The organism is Alcaligenes pakistanensis, assembly GCF_014652815.1.
GTDB classification, from domain to species: Bacteria; Pseudomonadota; Gammaproteobacteria; order Burkholderiales; family Burkholderiaceae_B; genus Alcaligenes; species Alcaligenes pakistanensis.
On record NZ_BMZN01000005.1, the window covers coordinates 137,582 to 163,842 of the forward strand.

Here is a 26,261-nt window from a genome sequence, read left to right on the forward strand (position 1 = left end):
TTGAATTTAAAGGAATTTATAAAAATAAAAAGGCAAATTTCTAGTACAAACACCTAGATGCGTTGACACTCGTATACCTGCTCTATAAACTGAATTCAGTTTTGAATAATAGCAATAAGGAGCAGGCATATGAGCAGTCAGGTGGCCCCCTCGGCCCAGGTGATTGAACACGTTTCGTCCCTGATTGGCTTTGATACGGTGAGCAGGAACTCCAATCTGGCATTGATTGAGTGGGCTGCCAATCGGCTCGAATCGGCCGGAGCACAAGTGCGTTTTGATTACAACGAATCGCGCTCCAAAGCCAATCTGCTGGCGACCTTTGGGCAGGGACCCGGCGGTGTGGTGCTATCCGGCCATACGGATGTGGTGCCGGTGGATGGGCAGGCATGGTCAGGCGATCCTTTCCAGGCCCAGATTCGGGATGGGCGGCTGTTTGGCCGTGGTGCCTGCGACATGAAGGGTTTTATCGGTGTGGCCATGGCGCAGGCGCAGAGCCTGGGCTCGATGAGGCTGCGCGAGCCCGTGCATTTGGCTTTGAGCTACGACGAAGAAGTGGGCTGTCTGGGTATTCCCGGCCTGATCGAAGAAATGCGTAAAGCAGGCATCCAGCCCAGTGGCTGCATTGTGGGCGAGCCCACCAGCATGCGGGTGGTAGCCGCCCATAAAGGTGGCCGTATTTACCGCTGCCGTGTCAAAGGCTGCGCCGCGCATTCTTCTTTGACACCGCATGGGCTGAACGCCATTGAATATGCTGCCAATCTGGTGTCGCACATTCAGCATCTGGCTGATGAGGAAGCCAATAGCGGTAAGCGCATCGAAGGGTTTGATGTGCCCTTCTCCACCATTTCCACCAACACGATTTCGGGTGGCAATGGCATGAATATCATCCCGGCCCACTGTGAGTTCTCCTTTGAGTATCGCTACCTGCCGGGCGTGGACCCGGACGGCTTCATCAGCAATTTGCGTCGCTTTGCTTTTGAGCAGGTCTTGCCGCGCATGAAGGCACGCCATGGTGATGCCGCCATTGAGTTCGAGTGTCTGGGCAGCATTCCTGCCCTGGACGATGAGGAAAGCCAGGAACTGAAAAAAATGGCTATGGCCTTGCTGGGTGAATCGGCGGCACAACGCGTGGCCTATGGCACAGAAGCGTCGTTTTTCCAGGAAGCGGGTGTACCCAGCATTGTGTGCGGGCCCGGCTCTATCACCGTGGCGCACAAGGCTGATGAGTACGTCAGCCTGGAGCAATTGGCGGCCTGCGAGTCCTTTTTGGGCAAAGTGATCCAGTCCTTGGCTGCTTAGGGCGGGATAGTTTCCGGCAGGCGCAGTGGCCTGCCTTATTCTGAAGGAAAATTTTTTCATGAAGCTAGCAAAACGTATTACCGGCACCTCTTTGAAATCCTTTGGCATGTACGAGCAGGCGGCTCGTTTGCAAGGCGATACCTCGGACTTGATTCATCTGGAAGTGGGCCGTCCGCATGCCGACACCCCCGTGGCAATCAAACAAGCGGCTGCCGATGCCCTGATGCGTGGCGAGGTGCATTACAGCGATTTGCGCGGTGTGCCCGCCTTGCGCGAAGCCTTGGCCGCCAAGCTGCGCACGCAAAACAAGCTGGATGTAGGCCCGGATGATGTGCTGGTTACCAATGGGCTTACCCACGCCTCCTTTGCCGCCTTTTTCGCTACTCTGGACGAGGGCGATGAGGTGATTTTGCTCTCACCGCACTACCCGCAGCACATTGGCAAAATCGAGCTGGCTGGAGCAAAGCCCGTGTTGGTGCCCTTGAACCGCGAGCAGGACTTTGCCATTGATCCGGCCGCCATCGAAGCCGCGATTACGCCGCACACTCGCATGGTGGTGCTGGTGAATCCGGCCAATCCTACCGGCCGCGTCTATCGCCGCAGCGAGCTGGAAGCGCTGGCGCAATTGGCCATCAAGCATGATCTGATCGTGGTGTCGGACGAAGTCTACGAAGACATTACCTACGACGGGGCCGAACATATCAGCATCGCCTCCCTGCCCGGAATGCAAGAGCGCAGCGTGTCCATGTTTGCCTTTACCAAGTCTTACGCCATGGACGGCTGGCGCATTGGTTATCTGGCCGCGCCTGCCTGGTTGATGCCCGGCCTGTTGAAGATCACCGCCAATGACGTCACCCATGTGAATACCTTTATCCAGGCGGGGGCGCTGGAGGCCGTGGTGGGACAAAAAACCGCCCTGCGCGAGATGATTGCCGAAGACGACACGAAGCGCCGCATGATGCTGCAACGCCTGAACGCCCTGCCCAATGTCAGCTGCGCCCATGTGGAAGGCACGATTTATGCCTTTGCGGATGTACGCGCTACCGGTGTGCCTTCGCAAGAGCTGGCCGAGCGGCTGCTGAATGAGGCCCGTGTGGTGGTTGAGGCAGGTAGCTTTTACGGCCCACAAGGCGAAGGCTTCTTGCGCCTGTGCTTTGGCTCCGCCTCGTATGAGCAGATCGAGCAGGCTATGGATCGCTTGCAGTTCTTTTTTGCTCAGCTGGAAACACAGGCCAGCCCAAGCGCTGCTTGATGCCTTAATTCTGTGGGACCAGAAGGCCGCTTTCTGTCATGGAAAGCGGCCTTTCTTTATGTCCGGTGTTTATGGGATGCTGTAGCGCCCCTCACTACAAATGCACGCCCCCGTCATTACTTTTTCTTATAAATATATAGGCTAAAGTCCGTACAAATAAGCCGACAGCGACTCTCGGTGTTTTCCCTTAAGTTTTAACAAATCCCCCTATAGATCAGCGTTATAAGGTCATTATCAATCCATATTTCCGTAGACAAGTATTGCCTCCTTATTATATTGTTCGTATCAAACAACAATTATGTCCGGTCAATTAATAGGAGCAGGTCCATGAAAAACGGGATTCGGGGTGTACTGGCAGCAGCAGGGATGGTGGCCGCGCTAGGCGCGCAGGCTGAAACGCTCAAGCTGGGTGTAGTGGGAGGCATGACAGGTCCAGGCGCACCGTGGGGTCTGGCCATTGATGGTGGCGTGAAAATCGCCGTGGACGAGATCAATCAGGCCGGTGGCCTGGCTGTGGGTGACAAGAAGTACACCGTTGAAGTGCTGACTTATGACGACCACTACAAAGCAGCAGACGCGGTCACCGCCACCAATCGTCTGATTGATCAGGATGAAGTGAACTACATCATCGGCCCGATTGGTTCGGCCTCGGTCATGGCCATGAAGCCGATTACCGAGCGCAACAAGGTCATCATGCTGTCCAACAGCTACTCGACTGAGGTGCTGGATGCGAACACGAAATATATGTTCCGCGTGCTCCCTACTCAGTACGAATACAACCGCCAGTTGATCGGCTGGTTGAAACAGGAACGCCCCGAGCTCAAGCGTCTGGCAATTTTGTCGCCTAACGATGCTACCGGCTGGAGCACGCAAAAAATCCAGACCGCCGCTTATAAGGACGCCGGTTACGACGTAGCCGAAACCAAGTTCTTTGAACGCTCGCAAAACGACTTCCGCACCTTGCTGACCAGCATTCTGGCCAAGAACGTGGACTTCATTGAACTGGATACGGTGCCACCCGGCCCGGCCGGCATTGTGATTCGTCAGGCGCGTGAAATGGGCTTTAAAGGCCAGTTCACCAAGTTTGGCGGCAATAACGTGGCTGAAACAGTGAAGTCCGCCGGTGCAGACAATGCGCAGGGCACTTTGGTGTACCTGTCAGCAGACCCATCCAGCGAGCCTTACCAAAAGCTGAGCCAGTCCTACGCCAAAATCCACAGCAACAGCATGGATGACTTCGTTTTCTACTTCTACGACGCCACCCATTTGCTGTTTAAGGCGATCCAGGAAGCAGGCACTGTGGATGATACCGACGCTGTTCGTGCTCGTATCGAAGCTAATAACAGTTTTGACGGTATTCAAGGCGCCATTGTCTGGGGTGGCAAGGACGTGTACGGCGTCAACCATCAGATCGCCACACCGGCCTATCTGGGCGTGATCGAGGGCGGCAAGGCCAAGGTCATCAATAAGTTCGACGCCCGCTAATTACCGGTTTTGTTTCAGTACGCACTCCGCCACGGCGGTGGAGTGCACCTTAATACGGTTAGCAATTATGCAGATCGCAATGCAAATCGCCATCATCGCCCTGATGTCCACCTTTGTGTATGCCCTGGTTGCCCTGGGTTTCACGCTGGTGTTTGGCATCTTGCGGGTGGTGAACTTCGCTCACGGCGAGTTCTACATGCTGGGCGCTTACGCCATGTATGTATTTTATGGTCAGTTTGGCTGGCCTTACCTGCCCTCTATCGCGGCCGCTGCCGTGCTGGTGGGGTTCCTGGGTTTACTGGCTGAACGTGGCCTGTTCCGTCGCTTTGTGGGTGACGAAATGGGCGGCATGATCATGTCCCTGGCATTGGCCATTACTTTGCAGGCTGGGATCTCGCTACTGTTCTCGGTGGATGAGCAGTCGGTACGTCGTCCGGTTGAGGGTGCCTGGCAGATAGGCCAAGCCTTCTTTGCCAAGGATCAATTGCTGATCGTGGGCATGAGTGTGCTGGCCTTGGCAGGCTTTTATTTCCTGATCGAACGCACCCGTGTCGGCATGACGATTCGCGCTGTGGCGCAGGATCGGGAAGTGGCGCGTCTGCAAGGTGTCAGTTCCTGGAAGATCATGGCCCTGACCTTTGCCTTGAGCTGTGGTCTGGCCGGTTTGTCCGGCGCCTTGATGGCCCCGGTCTACACCGTGCACCCCTATATGGGCGAAGCCGTGGTGGTGAAGGCCTTCATTATTGTGGTTTTAGGTGGTTTGGGCAGCTTGCCCGGTGCGGTCATTGCCGCCCTGATTCTGAGTGTTACCGAGGCCGTGGCGTCCACTTTCTATAACGCCACCGTTGCAACCATGCTGTCCTTCTTGATTGTGATGGCTGTGCTGTTGGTTAAACCCAGTGGCCTGATGGGGAAATCGTCATGAGCGCGATCAAAACAGCTTCTTTTTATCCGCGCGACGGTGCTTTGCAATGGGCCTGGCATCTGGTCCTGATCGTGGTCTTGTTGGGCTGGCCCGTGTGGGCCGGGCAACCGCGCTTCTTTCTGCATTTGGCCATTATGGTGTCCCTGTACGCCTGTCTGGCCATGAGCATGAATCTGGTTTTGCGCATTGGGCAGCTCTCGCTGGCCCATGGCGCCTTGTTTGGGCTGGGGGCGTATGCCTCGGCCATTTTGAGTCGAGATTATGGCTGGTCTTTTCCAGCCGCGTTTTTGGGCGCCGGAGTATTGACGGCAGCATTAGCTGTGATCACCGGCCCTATTTTTATGCGTATCAAGGGTGTGCATTTCGCGCTCTTGACCTTCGCCCTGGGCGAAGCCGTGGTGCTGTGCTTTATCGAGTTCCACGAACTGTTTGGTGGCAATAACGGCTTTGGCCAGATTCCATCCCTGCAAGCCAGCTTGCCAATTCCCGAGGGACGCTACGGCGTGTATCTGGTGACGGTCAGCTTTGCTTTGGTGGTGTATTTCGTGCTGCGGGCCCTGTACCGCCGCGAATGGGGCATGGTGGCGGACTCCTTGCATCAGAACGAACAGCTGGTGCGTTCGGGTGGGCTGAATGTGCTGCGTTTTCGGGTCAGCGTGTTTGTACTGAGCGCCCTGATTGCTGGCTGGACGGGCAGCTTGTACGCCCATTACCAGGGCTATATCTCGCCGGATTCTTTTGGCTTCTGGACTGCGGTGAACGCCGTCATCATGAATGTGCTGGGTGGTGTGGGTGCTTTGGCCGGTGCGGTGATTGGCGCTGCCATTTTGATCCCCTTGCCCGAGCTGCTGCGTGATTTGCAGCAGTACCAGCGCCTGATCTACGGCCTGACCTTGATTCTGTTGCTCTTGTTCATGCCGCAAGGTCTGGCTGGACTGTGGCGTAAGTGGCGCGGCGCGCGCAAGGAGGCAGCATGAGCGTGCAATTGAACGTCCAAGGCTTGAGCCGAAATTTTGGTGGCATCCGAGCGGTGGATGAGGTGTCTTTCAGCACCGCACCCGGCCAGATTACCGGCGTTATCGGCCCTAACGGTGCGGGTAAAACCACCCTGTTTAATCTGATTGCAGGCACGACCCGACCCAGCGCTGGTGCTGTCACCATGGATGGCGCAGCCATTACGGGCCGACCTGCGGCGTATCTGGCCCGTCAGGGTCTGGTGCGTACCTTCCAGATGACGCATGTGTTTGCCGGTCATACCGTATTTGAAAACCTGTACCGGGCCGCCCTGTTTCGTCAGTTTCCTTCGCCCTGGTTGTTGTTTAACCCCTGGGGTGTGCGCCGTGGTCGGCAGGAAGCGGCGCGGCAAGCGGAACAGGCTTTGGCCTTGATTGGTCTGGAGTCGGTTGCCAACGAGCAGGCCGATTCTCTGGCCTATGGTTTGCAGAAGATTTTGGGTGTGGGCATGGCCTTGACCGCCACGCCCCGCCTGCTGTTGATGGATGAGCCCGCCGCCGGTTTGAACCCGGTAGAAACCGTGGCAATGGCCGACCTGATTGAACGCATTCATGCCAGCGGTATTGATGTGGTGGTGGTCGAGCACGATATGGGCTTGGTGATGCGTTTGTGTCAAAAGCTGGTGGTGTTGGTCAATGGCCGCTTGCTGGCCGAAGGCCCCACTGCTCAGGTGCGCCAGGACCCACGGGTCATTGAAGCCTATCTGGGGGCCGACCTGGACAATGAGCCAGGGCTGGAACCGCTTGTTGAGAGCAAGGTGTATCAGGGCGGTATGGGCCGTGGGACGCAGGCGTCTGCTTCCCATCAGAATGGCATACCCGCCATGCCACCCAAGCCCGCTCCCATGCTGGAAATCAAGGATTTGAGTGTTTCCTATGGCGCAGTACGTGCCTTGGGCAAGGTCAGTTTTGCTGTTGAAGAAGCCAGTGTGTGCGCGGTCATTGGTGCTAATGGCGCTGGCAAATCCACCTTGATGAAAGCCATCAGCGGTTTGGTGCCGGTTGCCGGGGGCGAAATCCTGATGGAAGGCCAGCCCATTCAGAACTTGAGTGCCGAACGACGCGTGAATCTGGGCATTGCCTTGTCACCCGAAGGCCGCCGTTTGTTCCCCGAACTGACCGTGCGCGAGAACCTCTTGATGGGCGCCTATCTGCGTCGTGATCAGGCTGACATTACGGTGGATCTGGAACGTATTTACGCCTACTTCCCGCGCCTTCTGGAGCGCGAGCAAAGTCAAGGCCGTCACCTGTCCGGTGGGGAGCAGCAAATGTGCGCGATTGGCCGTGCCTTGATGTCCAGGCCCCGCCTGCTCTTGCTGGATGAACCTTCTTTGGGCCTGGCCCCTGCCGTCACCCTGGAAGTGGCCCGGGCGATTCGCCAGATCAGCCAGGACGGCACCACGATTGTGCTGGTGGAGCAAAACGCTCGTCTGGCTTTGAAGCTGTCCAGGCACGCCGTGGTGCTGGAAACCGGGCGCTTGAGCCTGGCGGGCGACAGCAAAGACATCATGAATAACCCACAGATTGCGGCGGCCTATTTGGGCCATGCCGCAGAGGCTTCGCATCATGCCTAATATTTACCAGGTCGCCATGTTTAACGCCGAGCGCTACCCCGACAAGGTAGCGGTCTCGGACGAGCGACAGGCTCTGTCCTTTGGCCAGTTTTGTGCCCGTACGCGTGCCTTGTCGGCCTATTTGAAAGGCTTGGGGGTGAAGCCGGGGGATCGGGTGGCCATCATGACACCTAACTCCATCGATTACCTGGCTCTGTTGCATGCCACTGCCGTGGGTGGTTTTTCGCTGGTACCGGTCAATACTCGTTACGGTGCGGCCGAACTGCGCTACTTGCTGGACGATGCCCAGCCCACGGTGTGTATTGTGGACCCGGCCTACCGCGCTTTGCGTGAGCAGATCGAGCAAGAAGGCGGTTTGAGCAGCGCTGTGCAGTGGCTGGAACACCTGCCGGAGTCCTTGCCCGACCATCGGGCCGATGACCCGGTACAGCACCGCTTTGGCCGTGTGGGCGATGAGGATGTGGCCATCATTATGTACACCTCGGGCACGACGTCCTCCCCCAAAGGGGCCATGCTGACACACGGTAATTTGTCGGCCAATGCCGTGAACTACATCATGGAGCTGGGCATTGATGCCAATAGCCGTTCGCTGCTGGCGACGCCGCTGTTCCATATTGGTGGTTTCGGGGTGGTGAATGGCCCCATTCTGTATGCCGGTGGCAGCCTGCATGTGGTGCCGCGCTTTGAAAGCGATGCGGTTATGGATGCGCTGCGCTTGTACCAACCTACGCATGTGTTTTTGCTGTCGGCCATGTGGGTGGGTTTGACGGATCATCCGGACTTTAAAGACCTGTCCCTGCCCGGTGCCCAGTTTGTACAAACGGCTGCCGCGCCCTTGGGCCAGTGGCGTCAGGATTTGATTCGCACGGTGTTCTCCAATGCGGAATTCAGCTGGGGCTTTGGTATGACGGAAAGCTGTGTCACCACCATCAAGAATCGCTATACGCAAGAGATTCTGGAGCATCCCGGCTCTATTGGTTATCTGTGGCGGCATGTGCAGTATCGATTGGTGGATGCAGACGGGAAGGTGTTGCCCGATCAGCGTGGCCCCGGTGAAATGCAGGTGCGCGGCCCGACTGTATTCAAAGGCTATTGGCGTCAGCCAGAGTTGACGGCCCAGGTGCTGGATGCAGAAGGCTGGCTGCACACGGGCGATCTGATTCGTGTGGACGATGAAGGCTTTGCCTATTTCATGGGCCGTAGCAAAGATATGATCAAGACTGGCGGGGAAAACGTGGCCGCGCTGGAAGTAGAAAACTGTCTGGCCAGCCATACCGATGTGCGTGAAGCGGCAGCGTTTGGTCTGCCCCACGAATATTGGGGCGAGGAACTGGTGGCAGCGATTGTGCCCGCCAATGGCCGCGAGCCGGATGTGGAATCGCTGCGCGAGTTTTGCCGTCAAAAACTGTCTGGCTTTAAAGTACCCAAACGCATCTTTATTGTGGATTCCCTGCCTCAGTCCTCGTCGGGCAAAGTGCAGAAGTTCCTTCTTCGACAAAGGTATGTCTGATGCAGACTTCGTTATCTCTGTTTGACCCTGCTGTGCTGAGCGCTTGGGCGCAACGCGCCAGTGCGGATAATTTTGTACAGCAGCACAGTGTGCTGGCTGATGTATGTGTGGCGCTGCGTAATACCGAAACGGGCGAGAAACTTTGGCTGGCCGTGTCTGAACAGGATGTGCAGGCGGGCACCGGCCCGCGCGAGGTGCCCTTCTGGCTGGAAGGCGATAGCGCCGCTTTTGCCGATCTGGCCCAGGGCTACCCCTTTAACCGTCTGGTGCGTCAGCATAGGCTGGTGGTGGGGGGCGATTTGCGCGCCTGCGTGCAGAACTGGATGTTGTTGTATGCCCTGACCCGTCTGACGGGCGAGCTGGAGGTCTGACCATGCCTTATGTGAAAACTGCGGATGGTATTCGTGCCTATTACGATCTGGCCGGTTCTGGCCCGGCCTTGGTGATGGTGCACGGTGCCAGCCAGGACAGCTTGTCCTGGCAATATGTGCTGGAGCACTTCGCCCCCTTTTACACGGTCTATGCGCTGGATCTGCCCGGTCATGGCAAGAGCGGCATGCCAGTGGGTGGGCCGCACACGGTCACGTCGCAAAACGCACAGTATTTATTGCAGTTTCTGGATGCCGCAGGCATTAGCGATCCGGTTTTGATGGGCCATTCCATGGGCGGTGGCGTTGTTGCACAGGCCGCTGCTATTGCCCCCGAACGTATTCGTGGCCTGGTGCTGGTGGATGGCGCCTCGGTGAACGTGGTGAAGTCCTCGGGCTATAACCCGCGCATTCTGGAGATGGCGCGCATCAATCCGGGCGACTGGTTTGAAGTGACTTTCCGTACCTTGATGGGTACTTTGTCTGATCCAGCCCGTGCGCTGGAAGTGGTGACAGACGCCCGGCGCTGCATCCCGGCCGTGGCCTTTGCAGATATCTGCGCCTTTGGCGGTTTTCGCATGGAACAGATTCTGGATGACATACGCTGCCCGGTGGTGATTGTGGAGGGCGGCGAGGACTGGTCTGTACCGCCAGAGTCCGCCAGAGAGGTCGAACGCTTGCTGCGAGAGGGCAAAGTTCCGGTGGAGTATATAGAATGGCCGGGCATCGGGCATTTTCCCCAAAGTGAATGCCCTGAACAGTTCACCCGTGACACCTTGGCAGCCATGCGCCGCCTGTCTCTTTAAGCTGAAACCCGTATGGCAAACAACGAATCCCAGTCCAACGCCAAACCTACTCTGTATCAGAACATGAGCGATCGCTTGTTGGAGCTGATCCGTTCGGGCCATTATCCCGTCGGTTCCAAGCTACCCACCGAGATGGAGCTGTGCGAGATGTATGGCGTGGGGCGGCATACGGCACGTGAAGCCATACGCAAGCTGACCGATCTGGGTTTGATCGAGCGGCGCCGGCGTGCCGGTACCACGGTGATTCGCCAGCATCCCAAGCCGCAGTTTGGTCTGGCGCTGGACACCACGGACCAGTTGCAACGCTATCTGGAGTTCACCGATCTGCACGTGCATAAAAAGGCCGTCTGTGTCGACAAGCAGCCGCCTGAAACCGCGCTGGACGGTGAACCGGGTGATTGGGTGAAGGTGGAAACCTACCGCAGTGTGCCGGGCAGCAAGCGTGGCATTTCCTGGACAGATATTTATCTGCGCAAGGAATACCAGGCCGTGGCCGAGCTGATTTCGACTCAGCCCGGCGGTGTGTATCCTTTGTTGGAAGAGCATTGCGGTGAAGTAGTGGAAACCATCGAGATGGAGATTTCTGCCTCGCGCTTTCCGCCGCATGTCGCTCGTTTTCTGGGCTACGAGGACTCTGACCCCGCTTTGCTGATTATCCGTACCTTCCGCAATCTGGCCGGCAAGGTTATGGAAGTGGCGGTCAGCTTTTACCCACCTTATGAATTCCGCTACCTCACACGCCTGTCGCGCAGTGATGGCAGCCATCGCTCGCAGAGCTGATTTTTCCGAACCTTTGGGGAGACATTCATGAAACGCAAATATGGCCGCAGTGTGACGGTCAAGGTGACGGGCGACCATGCGCTGGTGCGCTTTGATCGTGGCGTGAACCGCAATGCTATTGATCAGGACACCTTGCTGGCCTTGACGCAAGTGGCGCAGGACCTGGCCTTGTCGCTGGAAATTCACACCGTGGTGCTGACCGGGGCCAAGGATATTTTCTCGGCCGGGATTGATCTGAAAGACCCGCAAAAATGGAACGACGAACAGGCCGGTTTGCTGGAACGCCGCGATGTGGCCCAGCGCGGTGCTCGCCTATGCCGTTTGTGGGAAGAGTTGCCACAGCTGACTATTGCCGCCATTGAAGGCGCAGCCGTAGGTGGCTCGGTGGCGTTGGCACTGGCCTGTGACTGGCGGGTGGCCTCGCAGTCGTCCTTTTTGTATCTGCCCGAAGCTAAAGTGGGCCTGAACATGGGCTGGGGCGCGATTCCGCGCATGGTGAATATGCTCGGTGCAGCCCGTACCAAGCGAGCCATTTTGCTGGCAGAGCGCTTTGGTTCTGCCCAGGCGCTGGACTGGGGTTTGCTGGATGAAGTCTGCGAACCCGGCCAAGCTGTGACAGTGGCGCAGTCGCTGGCACAGCGTGCGTCGGAGTCGCCTGCAGCGATCATCCGCATGACTAAAGAGGCAGTCAATCAGGTCGCCAATGCCATGAACCGTTTGGGCATTTATATGGATGCCGATCAGGCCCTGGTGTGCCGCGACAGTGTAGAGGGAGCCCAGGCGCGTGCGGGCTTTTTGTCACCGAACCGCGCCTAGGTAAAGCGGCTTGTGGTCAGGCTGTTTGGCGCTCTTGTGCCAAACGTCCCATCGCCTGTGGCCATAAATCCAGCCCGGCAGTGGCCACCAGATCCCAGAAACCCGCAGGCGAGCTGGACACGACCGTCACGCCCAGCTTGTCTTCAACCTGACGCACGGCTTCCAGTGAGACCAGACCGCCACAAGACAGCAACAAGCCTTGCGCTTGACCGGGGGCCTGTTCCTGAGCCATGTCCCAGGTTTTCAGACACAGGTCTACCAACTCCTGCGTGCTGATTTTTGCCATGGCCGTGACGTCATTGACACCCAAGCCATAGGCGCACACGGCCTGAATCTGGTTCTGGCCCAGGAAGTGGACCAGACGCTGGTTCACGTCATCGATATAGGAAGATGCGACGGCCACCCGTTCGATGCCACTGACACGCAGGCCGCGCAAAATGGCATGGCTCATGGTGGAGCATGGCAGGCCGGTGGCTTCACGCAGGCGGGCCACCAGTTCCTCGTTAAAGTCCGTGCCACGGTAAAAGCTCAGTGAGGTTCCCATCAAGGACACCGCCTGGGCGCCACGGGCCGCCAGTTTCTGGGCCGCCTCGACCACTTGGTCGATAACCTGGTCATAGCCTTCCTTGTCCACCGAGCTGAGTGCCAGTCCTTGGGCGATGAAGTCAATTTCCGGGTACATTTCCGGGCCTTCCGGAGGCACCAGACCAGCGGCAGGTGGCACGATCAAGCCCAGTACGGGGCGCTTGGCGTCAGAGTTGTCAGTCGTCATAAAAGTAGCTGCTAGTGTCATTGTTTAAAGTCGAGCTGGGCGGTCTTGATGACATTGGCCCAACGTTCTGTTTCTTCGCCCAGCCATTGTTCGGTGGCCTGGGCATTTTTATAGCCAGCTACCGAGCCTTGGGCCAGGAAGGCGTCCTGTACTTGTTTTTGCTGCATGCTGTTTTCCAGCGCTTTGCTAACCGTGGCGATCAGGGCCGGGTCCACGTTTTGCGGGGCCAGCATGAACAGCGAAGGCGTTACGCTGTAGCCAGGAAGGGTTTCCGACACGCTGGGCAGGTCGGGCATGCCGGGAAAGCGGCGCTCGGACAAGGTAGCCAGCAGGCGGATGCGACCGGAGTTAGCCAGGCCAATCGATGAGGCCAGACTGGCAAAAGACATGGACACTTCACCCGAGGCCAAGGCTTGGCTGGCTGGCGCACCACCGCGATAGGGCACGTGGACCAGTTCGCTTTGTGTCTGCATGGCAAACAGTTCGCCACCCAGGTGGTGGACTGAACCTACACCCACCGAGGCAAAGGTCTCCGTCTGTGGGGGAGCCTTGCGAATGGTTTCGATCAACTCAGCCACGGTTTTAATCGGGCTGTTGCCGGGGACGGCCAAGGCTAGATCGGACTGGCCCACCATGCCAATGGGCGCGAAGTCGCGCTGCAAGTCATAGCGCAGGGCTGGGTAGATATAAGGGGCAACCAGCAAGGAGGTATCGGCAAACAGCAGCGTGTTGCCATCGGCCTGGGACTTGGAGACGTAGTCGGCTGAAATCGTGCCGCCCGCACCGGACTTGTTTTCCACAATGACGGTGCGGTCCAGCTCCTTGCTCAGGGCCTGGGCAGTGACGCGGGCCAAGGTGTCAACTCCGCCGCCGGGGGCAAAACCGACGACCAGACGAATGGGTTCAGCGGCGTGCAGCGCAGCCAGAGGGGTTAATGTCAGGGCGAACGCGGCCAGCGCCCGCCGTGTGAAACGGCTTGCAAACATGAGAAAGTCTCCTCGGTATGAGTGGTGGTTTTTAGCTAGTTATTTGTTCAGTGCCGCATGTAAAACCCGGCCAAAGGGTTGAGCTGGGCGTTGAGCCAGCTATAGCGCTCGCGCTTGTCGAACTCCCATTTCTCGGGATGGGCATGGGCGACACGGCGCAGAGACTCTGCACCGGACAGCACATGGCTGGCCGCCGCTTGCATGGCACTGGGGCCGTCGCGTTGGGCCAGGGCCTGAGTCAGTGCCTGATGTTCATGCCAGGACTGCTCCATGCGGTTTTCCTGATCCAGATGGCGGTGGCGGTAAGGGTTGGTCAAACGGCGCAGGTGTTCAATTTGCTGCACCATGAAAGTGTTGCCCGCAATGCTGTGAATCAAGGCGTGCAGTTCGGCGTTATAGGTGGCGTAATCGCTCAGACTTTTGTCCTGCAAGGCCTTGGCCCCACGCTTTTGCAAACGCTCCAACTCGCGAATCTGGGCATTGCTGATGCGGTAGGCCGCCAGTTGGGTGCAAGCACCTTCCAGCAAGGCCAGGGTTTCCAGCATTTCTTCCAGTTCTTCAATCGTATGCTGGGTTACAAAAATGCCAGCACGCGGGGCGATGCGTACTTGCCCGGTGGCCGCCAATTGCAGCAAAGCTTCGCGGACAGGAGTACGTGATACCCGGAAAAAAGTGCACAGCAAGGCTTCGTCAATGGCGCTGCCCGGCGGCAGATCACCGCTGGCAATGCGGTGCTCCAGTTCGATTCGTACTCGGTCGGTATTGCTTAGCGTCATGTCGGTCTCCGAAGCCTTTTACTATTTTTTAGGCTTAAATGATTCTATGTAGAGCTTTTTGATATATCAATTAAGGCTTGCCCGAGGGTAAAGAAATCTCGGCCCCGTTTTGATTCGGGTGGATTTCGCGGATAATCAATTTTTTCTACCGTTCCCAAGTCCCCAGGTGGGGGTTGGTGCAGACAGCGCGGTTTGCATGGGGACGGTTTCCTTGTTCAGGGCTGGCCTGCTGTTGGCGCAGCTCCCCGCGGGGCAAGGCACGATATTTTTCGGATAAAAAAACCATGAGCGAAGAACGTAAACCCCTGGACGCGCTGGCCAGCAGTGCCATGCTGGTCCTGTGCCTGATCTGGAGCTTTCAGCAGATTTTGCTGAAAGCCACGGCGGATGATATGGCGCCGATTTTTCAGATCGGTTTGCGCTCGGGCGTGGCCTGTTTGCTGGTGGCGATGCTGGTTCTGGTGCGTACCCACAGACTGGCATTTTCACCGGGGGCCTGGAAACCAGGATTGATTGCTGGCTTGTTGTTTGCGCTGGAGTATTTGCTGTTGGGTGAAAGCCTGCGTTTTACCTCGGCCGCGCACGTGGTGGTATTTTTGTATACGGCGCCAGTTTTTGCGGCCTTGGGTCTGCATATTTTGCTACCGTCCGAGCGTCTGGCTCGCTTGCAATGGGTGGGGATTGGTCTGGCGGTGGTGGGTATCGCGATTACCTTTTTAGGCCCGGCAAGCCTGAATGGGGCTGATTTGGGCCGTATGCTGATCGGGGATTTGATGGCGCTGGCTGCGGGTGCCTTGTGGGGCTTTACGACGGTGCTGATTCGCAGCACGCGCCTGTCTACCGTGCCGCCTTCGGAAGCCTTGTTGTATCAACTGTTCAGCGCGTTTGTAATCTTGATGGTAGCGGCGGTAGTGACCGGGCAAACTCAGGTGCATTGGTCTGGGCTGCTGGGGGCCAGTCTGGTGTTTCAGTCTGTGGTGGTAGCCTTCTTGAGCTTTCTGGTGTGGTTCTGGTTGCTGCGCCAGTATCAGGCCTCGCGTTTGGGGGTGTTCTCCTTTGCCACGCCGTTATTCGGTGTGCTGTTTGGTGCATTCCTGCTGGGCGAAACGATCGAACCGCGCTTTGTGATGGGCGCTTTGCTGGTACTAATGGGCATTACTTTGGTCAGTGCCTATAGCTGGTTAAGTCAGCTACGCAAACGCACCTCCTGAGCATGTATGTCCCCGTTTTTCAGGTAGACGGTATATGAAGACGCCTCAGTCTGCGCCCATTCCGGTCACCTTATTGACTGGCTTTTTGGGCAGCGGCAAAACCACACTGATCAATCGCGCCCTGCAAGAAGCGCAGATGGCCGACACCTTGGTCATCATCAATGAGTTCGGGCAAACGGCGTTGGACCATCATCTGGTGGCGCATAGTCAGGAAAATGTGATTGAGGCCATGGGTAGTGGATGCCTGTGCTGCACCATACGGCGCGATCTGGTGCAGACGCTGCGTGATATTACCTGGCGCTTTTCACGGGCAGGCCAGCGGCAGTTTCGGCGGGTGTTGATTGAAACCACAGGCTTGGCGAATCCTGCGCCTATTTTGCATACCTTGTTGAGTGAGCCTCAACTGGCCGGGAAATACAGTCTGGCTGGTGTGGTGACGGTGGTGGATCTGGAGCATGGACTGAATACCCTGGCTCGGCACGCTGAGGCACAACGGCAGGTGGCGGTGGCGGATTTGCTGTTGCTTAGCAAACGTGATCGGGTGGATGAGCAGGCGGAGGCTATGTTGCGTAAGCACTTGCTTAGTCTGAATCCGTTGGCGCAGCAGCAGATTTTGTCGGCCACACAGCCTGTCGCACCCAGCCTTTTGGGACTGGGCGAGCAAGCGGGGCAAGGACGGGCATGGAGCCTGGAAGCGTTTCAGGCTTTGGGGCAGGATAGTGGCGATCACGATCACGATCACGATCACGATCACGATGATGTGCATAGCCATAGCCATAGCCATAGCCATAGCCATAGCCATAGCCATAGCCATAGCCACGCCATTGGCACCCTTGTTGGCAACGGAACCAGCACTAGCAGTCCTGCGTCTGCTGACTCACATGACAAGACTGTCAGAACGTTTGCGAGCTGTGCTCCCGATATCTCCCGTCACGGAGATTCCATCTACTCTTTAAGCGTGCTTTTCCCTCAGCCTCTGCCTGCCGACAAGTTGCAATCCTGCTTGTCGGATCTCTGCCAATGGGCAGGCCCTCGCTTGTTGCGCCTGAAAGCCGTCCTGCCCGTGCAGGGTATGGAGCAGCCGCAGGTGATTCATGCTGTGCAGCACCAGTCTTACCCTTGGCAGGCCGTATCGCAATGGCCTTGGCCTGATCATCAGGGGCGTATGGTGCTGATTACTCAGGATATGGATTATCAGGAGCTTTGGGCTCGGTTGCAGGCTCTGGATAGCGCGGTGCGCAAGATAGATTAACGTTGAGATCAGCCCGATCGTTCAGGCGAGGGGTTTTGTGGGTGATACGGCGTTTTACCGTGGCGGTGGCTAGTTAAAGCACTAGAAGGTCTGGGTAGTAGCGAGCGGACTGCCCCCCCGAAAAAAAAGGACGCCGAAGCGTCCTTTTCAAAAGCCGTTGGGCTATCAGGTTTTATTGGGGCTCTACACCCACTTTCTTAAACAATGCGGCCCACTGGGGCACTTGTTGTTCCACCTTGGCCTGTAAGGCGGCCGGGTTGGCTTCTTTGTCCATCACCGTGGCCCCCAGGGTGGCCATGCGGTTTTGGAAATCCTTGTCGGCCATGCCGGTTTGCAGTGCCTTCACTAAGGTATCGACGACAGGCTGGGGCGTATCTTTAGGTGCCCACATGCCATGCCAGATACCCACTTCAAAGTCCTTGAAACCGGACTCCTGCATGGTGGGAACGTCCGGCAGGGTAGGGACGCGTGCTGGACTGGTGACGGCGTAGACCTTCACTTTGCCGGATTTGATCTGTTGGGTGGTGTTGGTGGTTTGGTCACACATGACGTCCACCTGCTTGCCCATCAGGTCGGCAATCGCCGGGGCCGTTCCTTTATACGGGACGGTCAGCAGCTCGATTCCCAGGGCTTCGGTGAGCATAGTGCCGCACAGGTGGCTGGCTGCACCAATCCCGGCGTTGGCCAGGGACACCTTGTCCTGATTGTCTTTCAGGTACTGCACCAGTTCCTGGATGTTGTTGGGCGGAAAGTCCTCGCGGGCAATGATGGTCATGGGTACATCGACTACCAGGCCAATGGGCGACATGCCATTGATGGCGTCATAACCGGGTTTTTTATACAGCGACGGAGCGGTGGAAAAGCCGATATGCATCAGCAGGATGTTGTAGCCGTCCGGCTTGGCGCGGGCGACCTGGGAAGTACCGATAGAGCCGCCTGCCCCGCCCTTGTTCTCGACCACAATGGTTTCACCCAAGACCGGTCGCATGGCTTCGGCCAGGGCGCGTGCCACGTTATCCGTGGGGCCGCCAGCTGCAAAAGGCACAACCATATTGATGGGGTGATCCGGGTAACCCGCTGCCTGTGCGGTGACTGAGCAGGCTAGCGCTGCGCCCAGACTGACAAACAGCTTGTTTAATGCAACAGCCATGATGCCTCCTTGATAAGGATTGCTTATTCTTTGGGAGATGCTTGGGTCCGGTCGCTTTGTGTTGCCACGCGCTGCGGGAGTGGCTTTTATTCTACTGAGGGTAGGCGCGTTTCTTTTTCAGGTCTAACCCTAGTAAGGGACCTAAATGGACTAGGGGAATATACGGGGGCGGGAGGGGGGCAAGCCGTCGCCAGAGGCCGCGGCTTGCCGGGATGACTGCTTAGGTGGCAGCCGGTTTATGCAGTACCGGCGTCAGGTAGGCAATGATGGCGACCGTCAGTGCGGCAATGGCGATCAGACTGCAAAACAGCACCAGCCCTTGATCCAGACCCAGATGGTCGGCGAGCCAGCCCAGCCCCAGAATGGGCAAAATGGCGCCCAGATAGCCGGTAATCAGATAGGTGGAGGTCAGCCCTGCCCGTTGGTGTGGGGGCGAAACGCGTTGCACGATGGACATGCCGCCGTACATGCACAGGCCATGACCAAAGGCGGTCAGCAGCACGCACAGGATGAACAGCAGCGAAGAGCTGGCCCACAGATTGATCAGCAAAGCGATACAGGCCAGGGTGAAGGCCAGCAGCCCCACAATGACGCTGCGCTTGGCAGGCCAACGACGAATCAGTAACTGGAAACCCGAGGACAGGAACAAGATGATCCCGATAGACAAGCCGCTGGTTGCCGGGCCATGCCAAGGCACCATTTGTGCCATGAAGCTGGGTGCCAGGGACGCAAACAGGCTGAACATGGCAAAGGCGCAACAGGCGGATAAGCAGCCAATCAGATAGGGGCGACGCAGATGGGTAGCGGGCAAAGTCAGGCGCGGCATCCAGGTGCGCCAGCTGCTCTTTTCCTGGGGTAGCGGCTGCTTGTTGGCGGGAGGCTTGATCTGAAACAGCGCGTAAATCGCCAGCACGCCCAGCAGCATGGACGGGATATAGCTGGAGAACAGCGGATTCGGTATCCATTGCGCAATCAGGCCGCCTACGACCGGGCCCAGGCCAAAGCCGAAGGCCAGCATCAGCGAGGTGGTGGCGGCCGCACGTTGTACGTCTCCGCCCCGGTTGACTTGCCCCAGGCCGATGGAGGCTGAGGTCACAATCATGCTGGAGGCCATCCCGATCATGATGCGGCTAAATACAAAGCTGCCCACGTCCCAGGCAAAGGCCGACAGGGTTACTCCACTGGTGACTAGAATCAGGCCTGTGCGTAGCACAGGCATAAAGCCCTTCAGGTCGCTCAAGCGGCCCAGGAACAGCAGGCCCGTCAGACCGGCGGCCATATAGGCCACGTACAGTTGGGTGATGTGGCTGGCGTTCAGGTCCCAGCGGTCCTGGTACAGGGGATAAAGCGGGCTGGCCAGCGCGGTGCCCATTACCCCGATACACATGGCGATGCTGATCCAGATGTAGGGGTCCCACTTGCTTTTCTTGCAGGCCGGTCGGGCAGCCGCAGGCTTGTCGGCGGCGGTCTGGGGGGCCGGGTGGCACAGGCTTTGCTCCACCCGTGCTTGTTGCAAGGCTTGGGCTTGGGCGCTGGCGTGAAAGTTTTTGCAGCTTTGCGAGTCCCGCCAGCTTTCGTGCAGTACCCATTGTTCTGGGGGCTGGTCTTTGCGCAATACATCAAAGCGTAGACAGGCGCTGTTGGCACGTGCTTGTTCAGTCAGCGTGCGTACATAGGCGTTCTGCGCCTGAGAGTCCAGATCGGAGAAATGGTAGTTTGTAGTGCGAAAGTACGTATCGCCCATGCGGCGCAATCCTTGACAGCGAAATCATTCGGGACCATCAAGGATACTCTTTCGTGCCTGCACTGACATGGCAAATCGCTGACACTAGGCTGGCTGGCGTAAATCCAGATGTATATCAGCCACACGCAAAATTTCGGCCTCGTGATCCGGGTCGCGCCAGGCATCCTGGCAGGCCATTTGATGCCAGCGCTGCATGGCGGGCAGCTCCAGCAAGCGGTTTACATAGTCCTGACAGGTTTCATCCAGCTTCAGGCCATAGGTTTGCAGGCGAAATACCACGGGGGCATAAAAGGCATCGACCGCACTGAATCGTTCGCCGGCCAGGAAAGGGCCACCAAAACGGCTCAACCCTTCTTGCCACAGAGCTTGCAAGCGTTCCAGTTCCCCTTGCAGGCGCATATCGTGTTGATGATGGTGGGCACGCAGGGCGACGGCAAAAGGGCAGAGGTTACGTAGATAGGAAAAATTGGCGTGCATTTCTGCGCTGGCGCTACGGGCCCAGGCACGAGCCAGGGGGTCAATGGGCCAGACGCCAGGGTGTTGTTCAGCCAGGTATTCGGCAATGGCCAAGCTGTCCCAGATGATTTGCCCATTGGCATGCAAGACGGGTACTTGACCTGCCGGAGCCATTTCATGAAAGACCAAGGTGCTAAAGGGGGGGCCAAAGTTGAACCAATGTATGTCAAAGGCTATGCCCAGGTGGCTCATCAGTAACCAGGGGCGCAAGGACCAGGATGAGTAGTGAGGATTGCCCAGAATCAGGGTATAGCTTTTGGAGGGTTTCATGGCGGCACGGTTTCACGAAGGTGATGGTGTTTGCACTGTAGTAGGCTTTGTTCTGCTTGGGTAGTACCAGAACTGGCTTGTCCTTTTGGTATGCTGTTTTTTTTGCTGATTTGTGGAGCTGTGCATGGCATATGACCTGGAAAAACGACTGGTGATTGGGTTGGCGTCGAGCGCCCTGTTTGATCTGAGCCAGTCCCATCAGGTCTTTCTGGAACAAGGCGAGGCCGCTTACCGCGACTACCAGTTGGCGCGCGAGCACGACCCCTTGAAACCGGGTGTGGCCTTTTCCTTTATCCGGCGCTTATTGGCCTTAAATGATTTGTCGCCAGATGATCCTCTGGTCGAGGTGGTCCTGCTCTCGCGGAACGACCCCAATACGGGGTTGCGGGTGATGAACTCCATCCGCCACCATGAACTAGACATTACGCGGGCAGTATTTCTACAAGGGGGCGATCCCAACCCTTATATCCAGCCGCTATCCATCAGTCTGTTTCTGTCGGCAAGCCAGGACGATGTGCACCGGGCGGTGCAGCAAGGGTATCCAGCTGGTCAGGTCTTGAATTCTTCGTATGAGGACGCCTACGATGATCAGCCCATCCGCGTGGCCTTTGATTTTGACGGGGTGATTGCGGATGACGAATCCGAACGCGTCTACCAGCAAGAAGGGGGACTGCCCGCGTTCTTTGAGCATGAAGTGCGTTTGGTGCAAAAGCCGCACAATCCCGGCTTATTGCAGGCTTTTTTGAAGAAGTTGGCGCACATTCAAACCGTAGAGCAACAGCATCGGGAGCAGAACGCCGACTATGTGCCGCGCTTGCGGATTTCGATTGTGACGGCGCGCAACGCACCGGCCCATGAACGGGTCATCAACACGATGCGCAGCTGGGGTATTGAAGTCAATGAAGCCTTCTTTTTGGGCGGTATTGAAAAGCGGCGTGTGCTGGAAGTCTTGCAGCCGCATATTTTCTTTGATGACCAGACCACGCACTTGATCCCCACGGCGCTGACCTTGCCGTCAGTGCATATCCCGTTCGGGGTGGTTAACCATCCGCGTACAGACGAGGTGGAGCCAGAGAAAAAGAAAAGCCGGAAGAAGACGCAGCCAAAACCAAAGTAGTAGATCAGGGGTTCAGATCCGCCAAAGACGAAGCCGCGAACTGATTCGGAATCAGACGCGGCTTTGTCGCAGTGGCACGGTGTCTTTAGACTTGCGCCAGAGATCGGCTGACGGCGCGGGCGGCGGGCTGAATCAAGCTGGCCAGCGCCTCGGGGTTGATGGCATCAAAACGTTCCAGGCTACCCAGCAAAGTCAGGCTGCCGAAGATACGTTTGGAATCGTCAAAAATAGGCGCGGAAATACCGCCGATGCCCGGATTGATCTGTTCTTTGGTGACGCAATAGCCCGCACGGCGCAGTTCCTGCATATGGGTGGAAAAGGCGGGCCAATCCTTGCCCAGTCTTTGCACATAATCCAGTTCCTGATTTTTCTCGTACAGACGGCGCAGGTGGCGGGTGGGCAGGTGGGCGGTCACGATACGGGCCGTGGAGCTGCGGAACATATCCATAGTGCGGCCTCGGCCAAACAACAGTTCAAATCGCTCCGGACCGGTTTCTTGATGGGTGGTCAGGATGCGTTCGCCATATTGTTGGCCGATCAGCACATCCAGCCCGGTCTGCTCCACCAGGGAGCGCAACAGGGGGCGGCAGCGGCTGACCAGTGGATCAAATTCGCGGATCAGTAAATCCATTTCTATAAACCGGGGGCCGGGCGCATAGCCTTCTGGGCTACGTATTAACAGGCCGCTATTGCATAACTCTTTCAGGTAGCGATAGGTGGTGGCGGGAGGGTAGCTTAGGCGGGTGCAGATGGTCTCCACATCCAGAACCGGCGTGTGTGCACCGTACAAGTCCAGAATTTGCAGCATGCGTCTTAGACTATTCATGTGCCCTCGTAGAAACGGAGTTGTTGATTCTCTATTCTAACCACGCTCTGGCCTGTCAGTGGGGCGCAACAGCGGGCATTGCCCTGACCTACTGGTTTATACCTAAACCTTCGGATTATTCGGAAATTATTCTCAGACTGCGGTAATAATCTGAAGCATCAACAGGTTCATCGTGCATTTTTTGCATATGAACGTTCCCTTTTTGCAGTCGGGCCATGCTCTTGCCTTGCCCGGCCTTTTTCGAGGCGGACATGGATCAGGCAGAACCCAGCCAGGTGTCTTCAGATATCAAGAATGTGCTGTTCATCATGTGTGACCAGCTGCGTGCGGACCACCTGTCCTGTTATGCCCCTGGCGGCGCATTAAAAACACCGAATCTGGACCGTCTGGCGGCCATGGGTGTGCGCTTTGATCGCGCCTATGTGAATTCCGCAGTCTGTGGACCGTCGCGGGCCTCGTACTACACCGGCCGCTATCCCTTATCGCACCGGGTGACCTGGAATCGCGTCCCTCACCCGATTGACGAGCTGTATCTGGGCGATTATCTGGCCCAGGCGGGGCGGGACTGTTATTTGTTGGGCAAGACCCATCATGTGCCGGACCCGGCAGGAGCCAATGCACGCCGCTTTGAGGTTCAGCCCGAGGGTGCCGAGCGTTTCTGGCAAGGTGGCTTTACTGCCATCGAACGTTACGACGGGCACTTTGAAATGGGGCCGGACAGCGAGTATCGCCAGTATCTGCAGGCCAAGGGCTACAACAGCGAGCGTCCTTGGGAAGACTATGTGATTGGCAGCCAGGACGCACAGGGGCAGTTTGCTTCGGGCTGGTATATGCGTAATGCCAATTTGCCCGCACGGGTGCAGGCGCAGGACTCCGAAACCGCTTATTTCACGCAGCGGGCCATGGACTTTATTACGGCCAAGGGGCAGGAACCCTGGGCCTTACACCTGTCTTTCATAAAACCGCATTGGCCGTACAAAGCACCGGCGCCCTACCACGATCGCTTCGGGGCGGAGGACGCCTGTACGCCGCTGCGCGCCGAGCACGAGCGCCACGATGCGCATCCGGTGCATGCGGCGTATCAGCAGCATGAAGAGTCCCAGTCCTTTGCCCAGGACGAGGTCTGGCGCACGATCAAGCCTGTCTATATGGGCCTGGTGCAGCAGATTGATGACGAGGTCGGGCGTTTGCTGGACATGCTGGAGCAGCAGGACCGTTTGAAAGACACCCTGATTATTTTCAGCTCGGATCATGGCGACTTGCTAGGCGACCACTGGTTAGGCGAGAAAGAATATTTCTTTGAGAATGCCATCCGCGTTCCGCTGATCGTGGTGGACCCGCGTGCGTCGGCCAATGCCACGCGGGGCCAGAGCAGCGACGCGTTTGTGGAATGCGTGGATGTCACCCCCACCATTCTGGATGCCCTGCACCTGCCGGCCCAGGAACACCGTGTAGAAGGCCGCTCCTTGATTCCTCTTTTAAATGGCCAGTCAGATTGGGCGCGTGAATACACGGTGGCCAGCCTGGACTATGCCTATCGGGAAGCACGGCAGATTCTGGGGCGTGGTGTGGATGAGTGCCGGGGCCTGATGCTGCGTGATACCGACTATAAATACATACACTGGCAAGGCTACCGCCCGCAATTATTCGATTTGAAGCAAGACCCTGACGAGCTGCATGACCTGGGCGCAGACCCGGCGCACGCGGCGGTATGTCGGCGTATGAAAGAAGGCCTGCTGGATTGGCACGACACCTTGAAAGGACGTGCCAGCGAGGGTTGGGCTGCGGTAGAGGATCGTACCAATGCGCACGAGCGCATGATGAATATCTTGATTGGACGATGGTAAGAGCGCTGCGGAGGCCACTTGTGGTGGCTGGCCGCAATCAATAACGATAAGGAGTGGACATATGAAGCAGCTAAAAAATACAACGCTGGCCCTGTTGTTGGCAGGCGTGGGAGCCTTGGCCCCGATGATGGCTCAAGCCGCCTGGCCGACCAGTGATCAAGTACGTATTGTGGTGCCCTACCCACCCGGAACCGAGCCTGACATCCTGGCCCGGGATCTGGGGGTGCATCTGAATAAAGCCACCGGCAAGGTCTTTGTGATCGAGAACCGTCCAGGTGCCAATGCCATTATCGGCACTGATAACATTGCCAAAGCCAAGGGTGATGGCGCGGCCCTTTTGATGGTCGATAGTTTGGCCGTTTCGACCAATCCGATGCTCTACAGCAACCTGCCTTACAAATGGGAAACTGATCTGAAGCCTGTGACGACAGTCGCGGGCGTGAACCTGTACCTGATTGTGCGCAATGATTACCCCGCTAAAGACTACAAAGAGTTCATTGCCCAGTCCAAGAAAGCCAATGGTGATACCAATGCGGGCACAGGCGGTCGCGGACACGTCACGCACTTGGGCATGGGCCTGCTGGCACGCGAGGAAGGGGTGAACTTCACCTACATTCCTTATAAGGGCATGGCCCCGGCCACTAACGCTATTCTGGGCGGCGAGACCGATGCCATGCTGGTGGGGGGCATTTTGGCTTCGCAACACATTAATGGCGGCAAGGTTCGAGTGCTGGCAGTGGGTTCAGACAAGCGCACCGAGCTCTTGCCAAATGTACCGACTGTGCAAGAAGCAGGCGGTCATGCCAATAGCATTCCAACCACGACCTTTGCGCTGTTTGCCCCCGGCACCACGCCTGATGAGACCGTGAAAGAAATTCAGGAACAGGTTGATGCAGCTCTGAAAACGCCCGAGATGCAGGCTGCTTTTAAGAACCGTGGTCTGGCCCAGTTCTTTACCACCCCTTCCCAGACCCTGGAGCGCGTCCAGAACGACTCCAAGGTCTATGCCGAGTTGATTCCTACCTTGGGTATCCAGCCTGAATAAGGCTTTGGTATCCCCCGGCGTGCACACCTGTCCTGTTGCGGGATCACAGGCGGGTGTGCGGCTTTTTTCAAAGCCTGGGGTAATCAGCTGGCAATAGATGATAGGAAAACACCACCGGCGTGCTGTGTAGTAGCACGGGTGGTGTTTGCAGATCAGGTAATGAGCAGAGCAGGCGAGAGGTCACCCCGTTCAGGGTTTGAACTGATAGTGTGGCCAGCCCCGCTGCGCTTTACTGTTCGTTGTAGTCGTGCTGCTCGGAGATCAGACGCCGCAAGGTGGTCTTGAGCGCGTTGACATCCAGCGGTTGCAGGCGCTGCACCACTTCTTGTTCGTGCAGGCGGGCCTTGGCAATCAGGCCGGAGATCAAGGTTTGGCCTTCTTCAGTGATGCGTACCAGCGTGATGCGACGATCGACATCGTGGGCCACGCGGCGCAGCAAGCCCTGTTTTTCCAGCCGGTCCAGCAAACGGGTCACGGTGGGTTGCTTGGTGGTGGCAATACGAGCCAGATGACCAATGCTGACCTCGCCCGCGCCGGACAAAGTGGACAGGACACGCCATTCGGAAATGGACAAACCGTTGCTGAGCACCACTTCGTGGAACTCGGCAGAGATCAGCTGGCTGGCCTGGGCAAGTAAGGCGGGCAGATAGTTTTCGACGAAGACACTGTCGTGTTCGGTGGGGCTCATGGTGCGTTATTGTCGTTACGGGCTAGTGGGTGCCGCGGGGCTTCATGGGCTTGAGGCAGGGGCGCAACATCTGGTTGAAGAGCCCCGCGCGGCGGCAACAGGGCTCACTATAACCAAGCTGTTCGTTTGCGTGTCGCAAATAATTTGCCGACTTTACTAGGGAAAACCATGAGGATGGATATGTTGAGATATAAACATATTCATATGAAAATAAATACCATGTTCACAATGAG

At 57.3% G+C, this 26,261-nt stretch carries 24 protein-coding genes; 16 read left to right on the top strand and 8 right to left on the bottom strand.

The window, feature by feature from the left end; all coding sequences use genetic code 11:
* Positions 1–129: 129 nt before the first annotated feature.
* The 11 genes from argE (at position 130) to IE156_RS16115 (ending at position 11,828) form a co-directional block, all read left to right on the top strand.
* Complete coding sequence (gene argE, locus IE156_RS16065; RefSeq protein WP_189393658.1) at positions 130–1,299, top strand: acetylornithine deacetylase; 1,170 nt, start codon at positions 130–132, stop codon at positions 1,297–1,299.
* Positions 1,300–1,357: 58 nt separating this feature from the next.
* The gene (locus IE156_RS16070; RefSeq protein ID WP_229841430.1) at positions 1,358–2,551 is read left to right on the top strand and encodes a pyridoxal phosphate-dependent aminotransferase; all 1,194 of its coding nucleotides are present in this window, start codon (positions 1,358–1,360) and stop codon (positions 2,549–2,551) included.
* A 327-nt stretch (positions 2,552–2,878) separates the two neighbouring features.
* Complete coding sequence (locus IE156_RS16075; protein ID WP_189393659.1) at positions 2,879–4,036, top strand: ABC transporter substrate-binding protein; 1,158 nt, start codon at positions 2,879–2,881, stop codon at positions 4,034–4,036.
* 79 nt (positions 4,037–4,115) lie between these two features.
* A complete protein-coding gene (locus tag IE156_RS16080) occupies positions 4,116–4,961 on the top strand; it encodes a branched-chain amino acid ABC transporter permease (protein ID WP_229841432.1) in 846 nt (281 codons plus the stop codon).
* Positions 4,958–5,938: a branched-chain amino acid ABC transporter permease gene (locus IE156_RS16085; protein WP_189393660.1), complete on the top strand. Its 981-nt coding sequence runs from the start codon at positions 4,958–4,960 to the stop codon at positions 5,936–5,938. The genes IE156_RS16080 and IE156_RS16085 overlap by 4 nt, the downstream gene beginning before the upstream one ends.
* Entirely contained in the window at positions 5,935–7,548 is a 1,614-nt protein-coding gene (locus IE156_RS16090) for an ATP-binding cassette domain-containing protein (protein WP_189393661.1), read from the top strand. The genes IE156_RS16085 and IE156_RS16090 overlap by 4 nt, the downstream gene beginning before the upstream one ends.
* On the top strand, positions 7,541–9,058 hold the full coding sequence (locus IE156_RS16095) for a class I adenylate-forming enzyme family protein (protein WP_189393662.1): 1,518 nt from the start codon (positions 7,541–7,543) through the stop codon (positions 9,056–9,058). The genes IE156_RS16090 and IE156_RS16095 overlap by 8 nt, the downstream gene beginning before the upstream one ends.
* The gene (locus IE156_RS16100) at positions 9,058–9,429 is read left to right on the top strand and encodes a hypothetical protein (protein WP_189393663.1); all 372 of its coding nucleotides are present in this window, start codon (positions 9,058–9,060) and stop codon (positions 9,427–9,429) included. The genes IE156_RS16095 and IE156_RS16100 overlap by 1 nt, the downstream gene beginning before the upstream one ends.
* Positions 9,430–9,431: 2 nt before the next feature.
* A complete protein-coding gene (locus tag IE156_RS16105; RefSeq protein ID WP_189393664.1) occupies positions 9,432–10,232 on the top strand; it encodes an alpha/beta fold hydrolase in 801 nt (266 codons plus the stop codon).
* A 12-nt stretch (positions 10,233–10,244) separates the two neighbouring features.
* Positions 10,245–11,012 carry a GntR family transcriptional regulator gene (locus tag IE156_RS16110; RefSeq protein WP_189393665.1) on the top strand — a complete coding sequence of 256 codons (768 nt, stop codon included), beginning with the start codon at positions 10,245–10,247 and terminating at the stop codon, positions 11,010–11,012.
* Positions 11,013–11,039: 27 nt separating this feature from the next.
* A complete protein-coding gene (locus IE156_RS16115; protein WP_189393666.1) occupies positions 11,040–11,828 on the top strand; it encodes an enoyl-CoA hydratase/isomerase family protein in 789 nt (262 codons plus the stop codon).
* Between the two features lie 16 nt (positions 11,829–11,844).
* On the opposite strand, the gene IE156_RS16120 is transcribed toward IE156_RS16115, so the two are convergent.
* From IE156_RS16120 to IE156_RS16130, 3 genes are read right to left on the bottom strand one after another with little or no spacing between them, the layout of a single operon-like run.
* Entirely contained in the window at positions 11,845–12,600 is a 756-nt protein-coding gene (locus IE156_RS16120; protein WP_189393667.1) for an arylmalonate decarboxylase, read from the bottom strand.
* A 17-nt stretch (positions 12,601–12,617) separates the two neighbouring features.
* A complete protein-coding gene (locus tag IE156_RS16125; RefSeq protein ID WP_189393668.1) occupies positions 12,618–13,586 on the bottom strand; it encodes a Bug family tripartite tricarboxylate transporter substrate binding protein in 969 nt (322 codons plus the stop codon).
* A 47-nt stretch (positions 13,587–13,633) separates the two neighbouring features.
* Positions 13,634–14,362 carry a GntR family transcriptional regulator gene (locus IE156_RS16130; protein WP_189393669.1) on the bottom strand — a complete coding sequence of 243 codons (729 nt, stop codon included), beginning with the start codon at positions 14,360–14,362 and terminating at the stop codon, positions 13,634–13,636.
* A gap of 284 nt (positions 14,363–14,646) precedes the next feature.
* Between IE156_RS16130 and IE156_RS16135 the strand changes: the two genes are divergently transcribed.
* Together IE156_RS16135 and IE156_RS16140 are read left to right on the top strand one after the other, a co-directional pair.
* Positions 14,647–15,573: a DMT family transporter gene (locus IE156_RS16135; RefSeq protein WP_189393670.1), complete on the top strand. Its 927-nt coding sequence runs from the start codon at positions 14,647–14,649 to the stop codon at positions 15,571–15,573.
* A 34-nt stretch (positions 15,574–15,607) separates the two neighbouring features.
* A complete protein-coding gene (locus IE156_RS16140) occupies positions 15,608–16,825 on the top strand; it encodes a CobW family GTP-binding protein (protein ID WP_189393671.1) in 1,218 nt (405 codons plus the stop codon).
* Positions 16,826–16,997: 172 nt separating this feature from the next.
* Here IE156_RS16140 and IE156_RS16145 read toward each other — a convergent pair whose 3' ends face one another.
* The 3 genes from IE156_RS16145 to IE156_RS16155 form a co-directional block, all read right to left on the bottom strand.
* Positions 16,998–17,975 (bottom strand): tripartite tricarboxylate transporter substrate binding protein BugD, encoded by a 978-nt coding sequence (locus IE156_RS16145; RefSeq protein WP_189393672.1) that lies wholly within the window; start codon positions 17,973–17,975, stop codon positions 16,998–17,000.
* A gap of 220 nt (positions 17,976–18,195) precedes the next feature.
* Positions 18,196–19,719: an MFS transporter gene (locus IE156_RS16150; RefSeq protein WP_189393673.1), complete on the bottom strand. Its 1,524-nt coding sequence runs from the start codon at positions 19,717–19,719 to the stop codon at positions 18,196–18,198.
* A gap of 84 nt (positions 19,720–19,803) precedes the next feature.
* On the bottom strand, positions 19,804–20,505 hold the full coding sequence (locus IE156_RS16155; protein ID WP_189393674.1) for a glutathione S-transferase: 702 nt from the start codon (positions 20,503–20,505) through the stop codon (positions 19,804–19,806).
* A gap of 124 nt (positions 20,506–20,629) precedes the next feature.
* On the opposite strand from IE156_RS16155, the gene IE156_RS16160 reads away from it, so the two are divergent.
* On the top strand, positions 20,630–21,622 hold the full coding sequence (locus IE156_RS16160) for a 5'-nucleotidase (protein WP_189393675.1): 993 nt from the start codon (positions 20,630–20,632) through the stop codon (positions 21,620–21,622).
* Positions 21,623–21,707: 85 nt separating this feature from the next.
* Here IE156_RS16160 and IE156_RS16165 read toward each other — a convergent pair whose 3' ends face one another.
* On the bottom strand, positions 21,708–22,448 hold the full coding sequence (locus tag IE156_RS16165) for an IclR family transcriptional regulator (RefSeq protein ID WP_189393676.1): 741 nt from the start codon (positions 22,446–22,448) through the stop codon (positions 21,708–21,710).
* Between the two features lie 251 nt (positions 22,449–22,699).
* Here IE156_RS16165 and IE156_RS16170 point away from each other — a divergent pair, with 251 nt between their 5' ends.
* Positions 22,700–24,295 carry a sulfatase-like hydrolase/transferase gene (locus tag IE156_RS16170; RefSeq protein WP_189393881.1) on the top strand — a complete coding sequence of 532 codons (1,596 nt, stop codon included), beginning with the start codon at positions 22,700–22,702 and terminating at the stop codon, positions 24,293–24,295.
* A 61-nt stretch (positions 24,296–24,356) separates the two neighbouring features.
* Positions 24,357–25,340, top strand: a complete 984-nt coding sequence (locus IE156_RS16175) for a Bug family tripartite tricarboxylate transporter substrate binding protein (RefSeq protein ID WP_189393677.1) — start codon at positions 24,357–24,359, stop codon at positions 25,338–25,340.
* A 229-nt stretch (positions 25,341–25,569) separates the two neighbouring features.
* Here the strand turns inward: IE156_RS16175 and IE156_RS16180 are convergent, their stop codons facing one another.
* On the bottom strand, positions 25,570–26,028 hold the full coding sequence (locus IE156_RS16180) for a MarR family winged helix-turn-helix transcriptional regulator (RefSeq protein WP_189393678.1): 459 nt from the start codon (positions 26,026–26,028) through the stop codon (positions 25,570–25,572).
* Between the last annotated feature and the right edge of the window lie 233 nt (positions 26,029–26,261).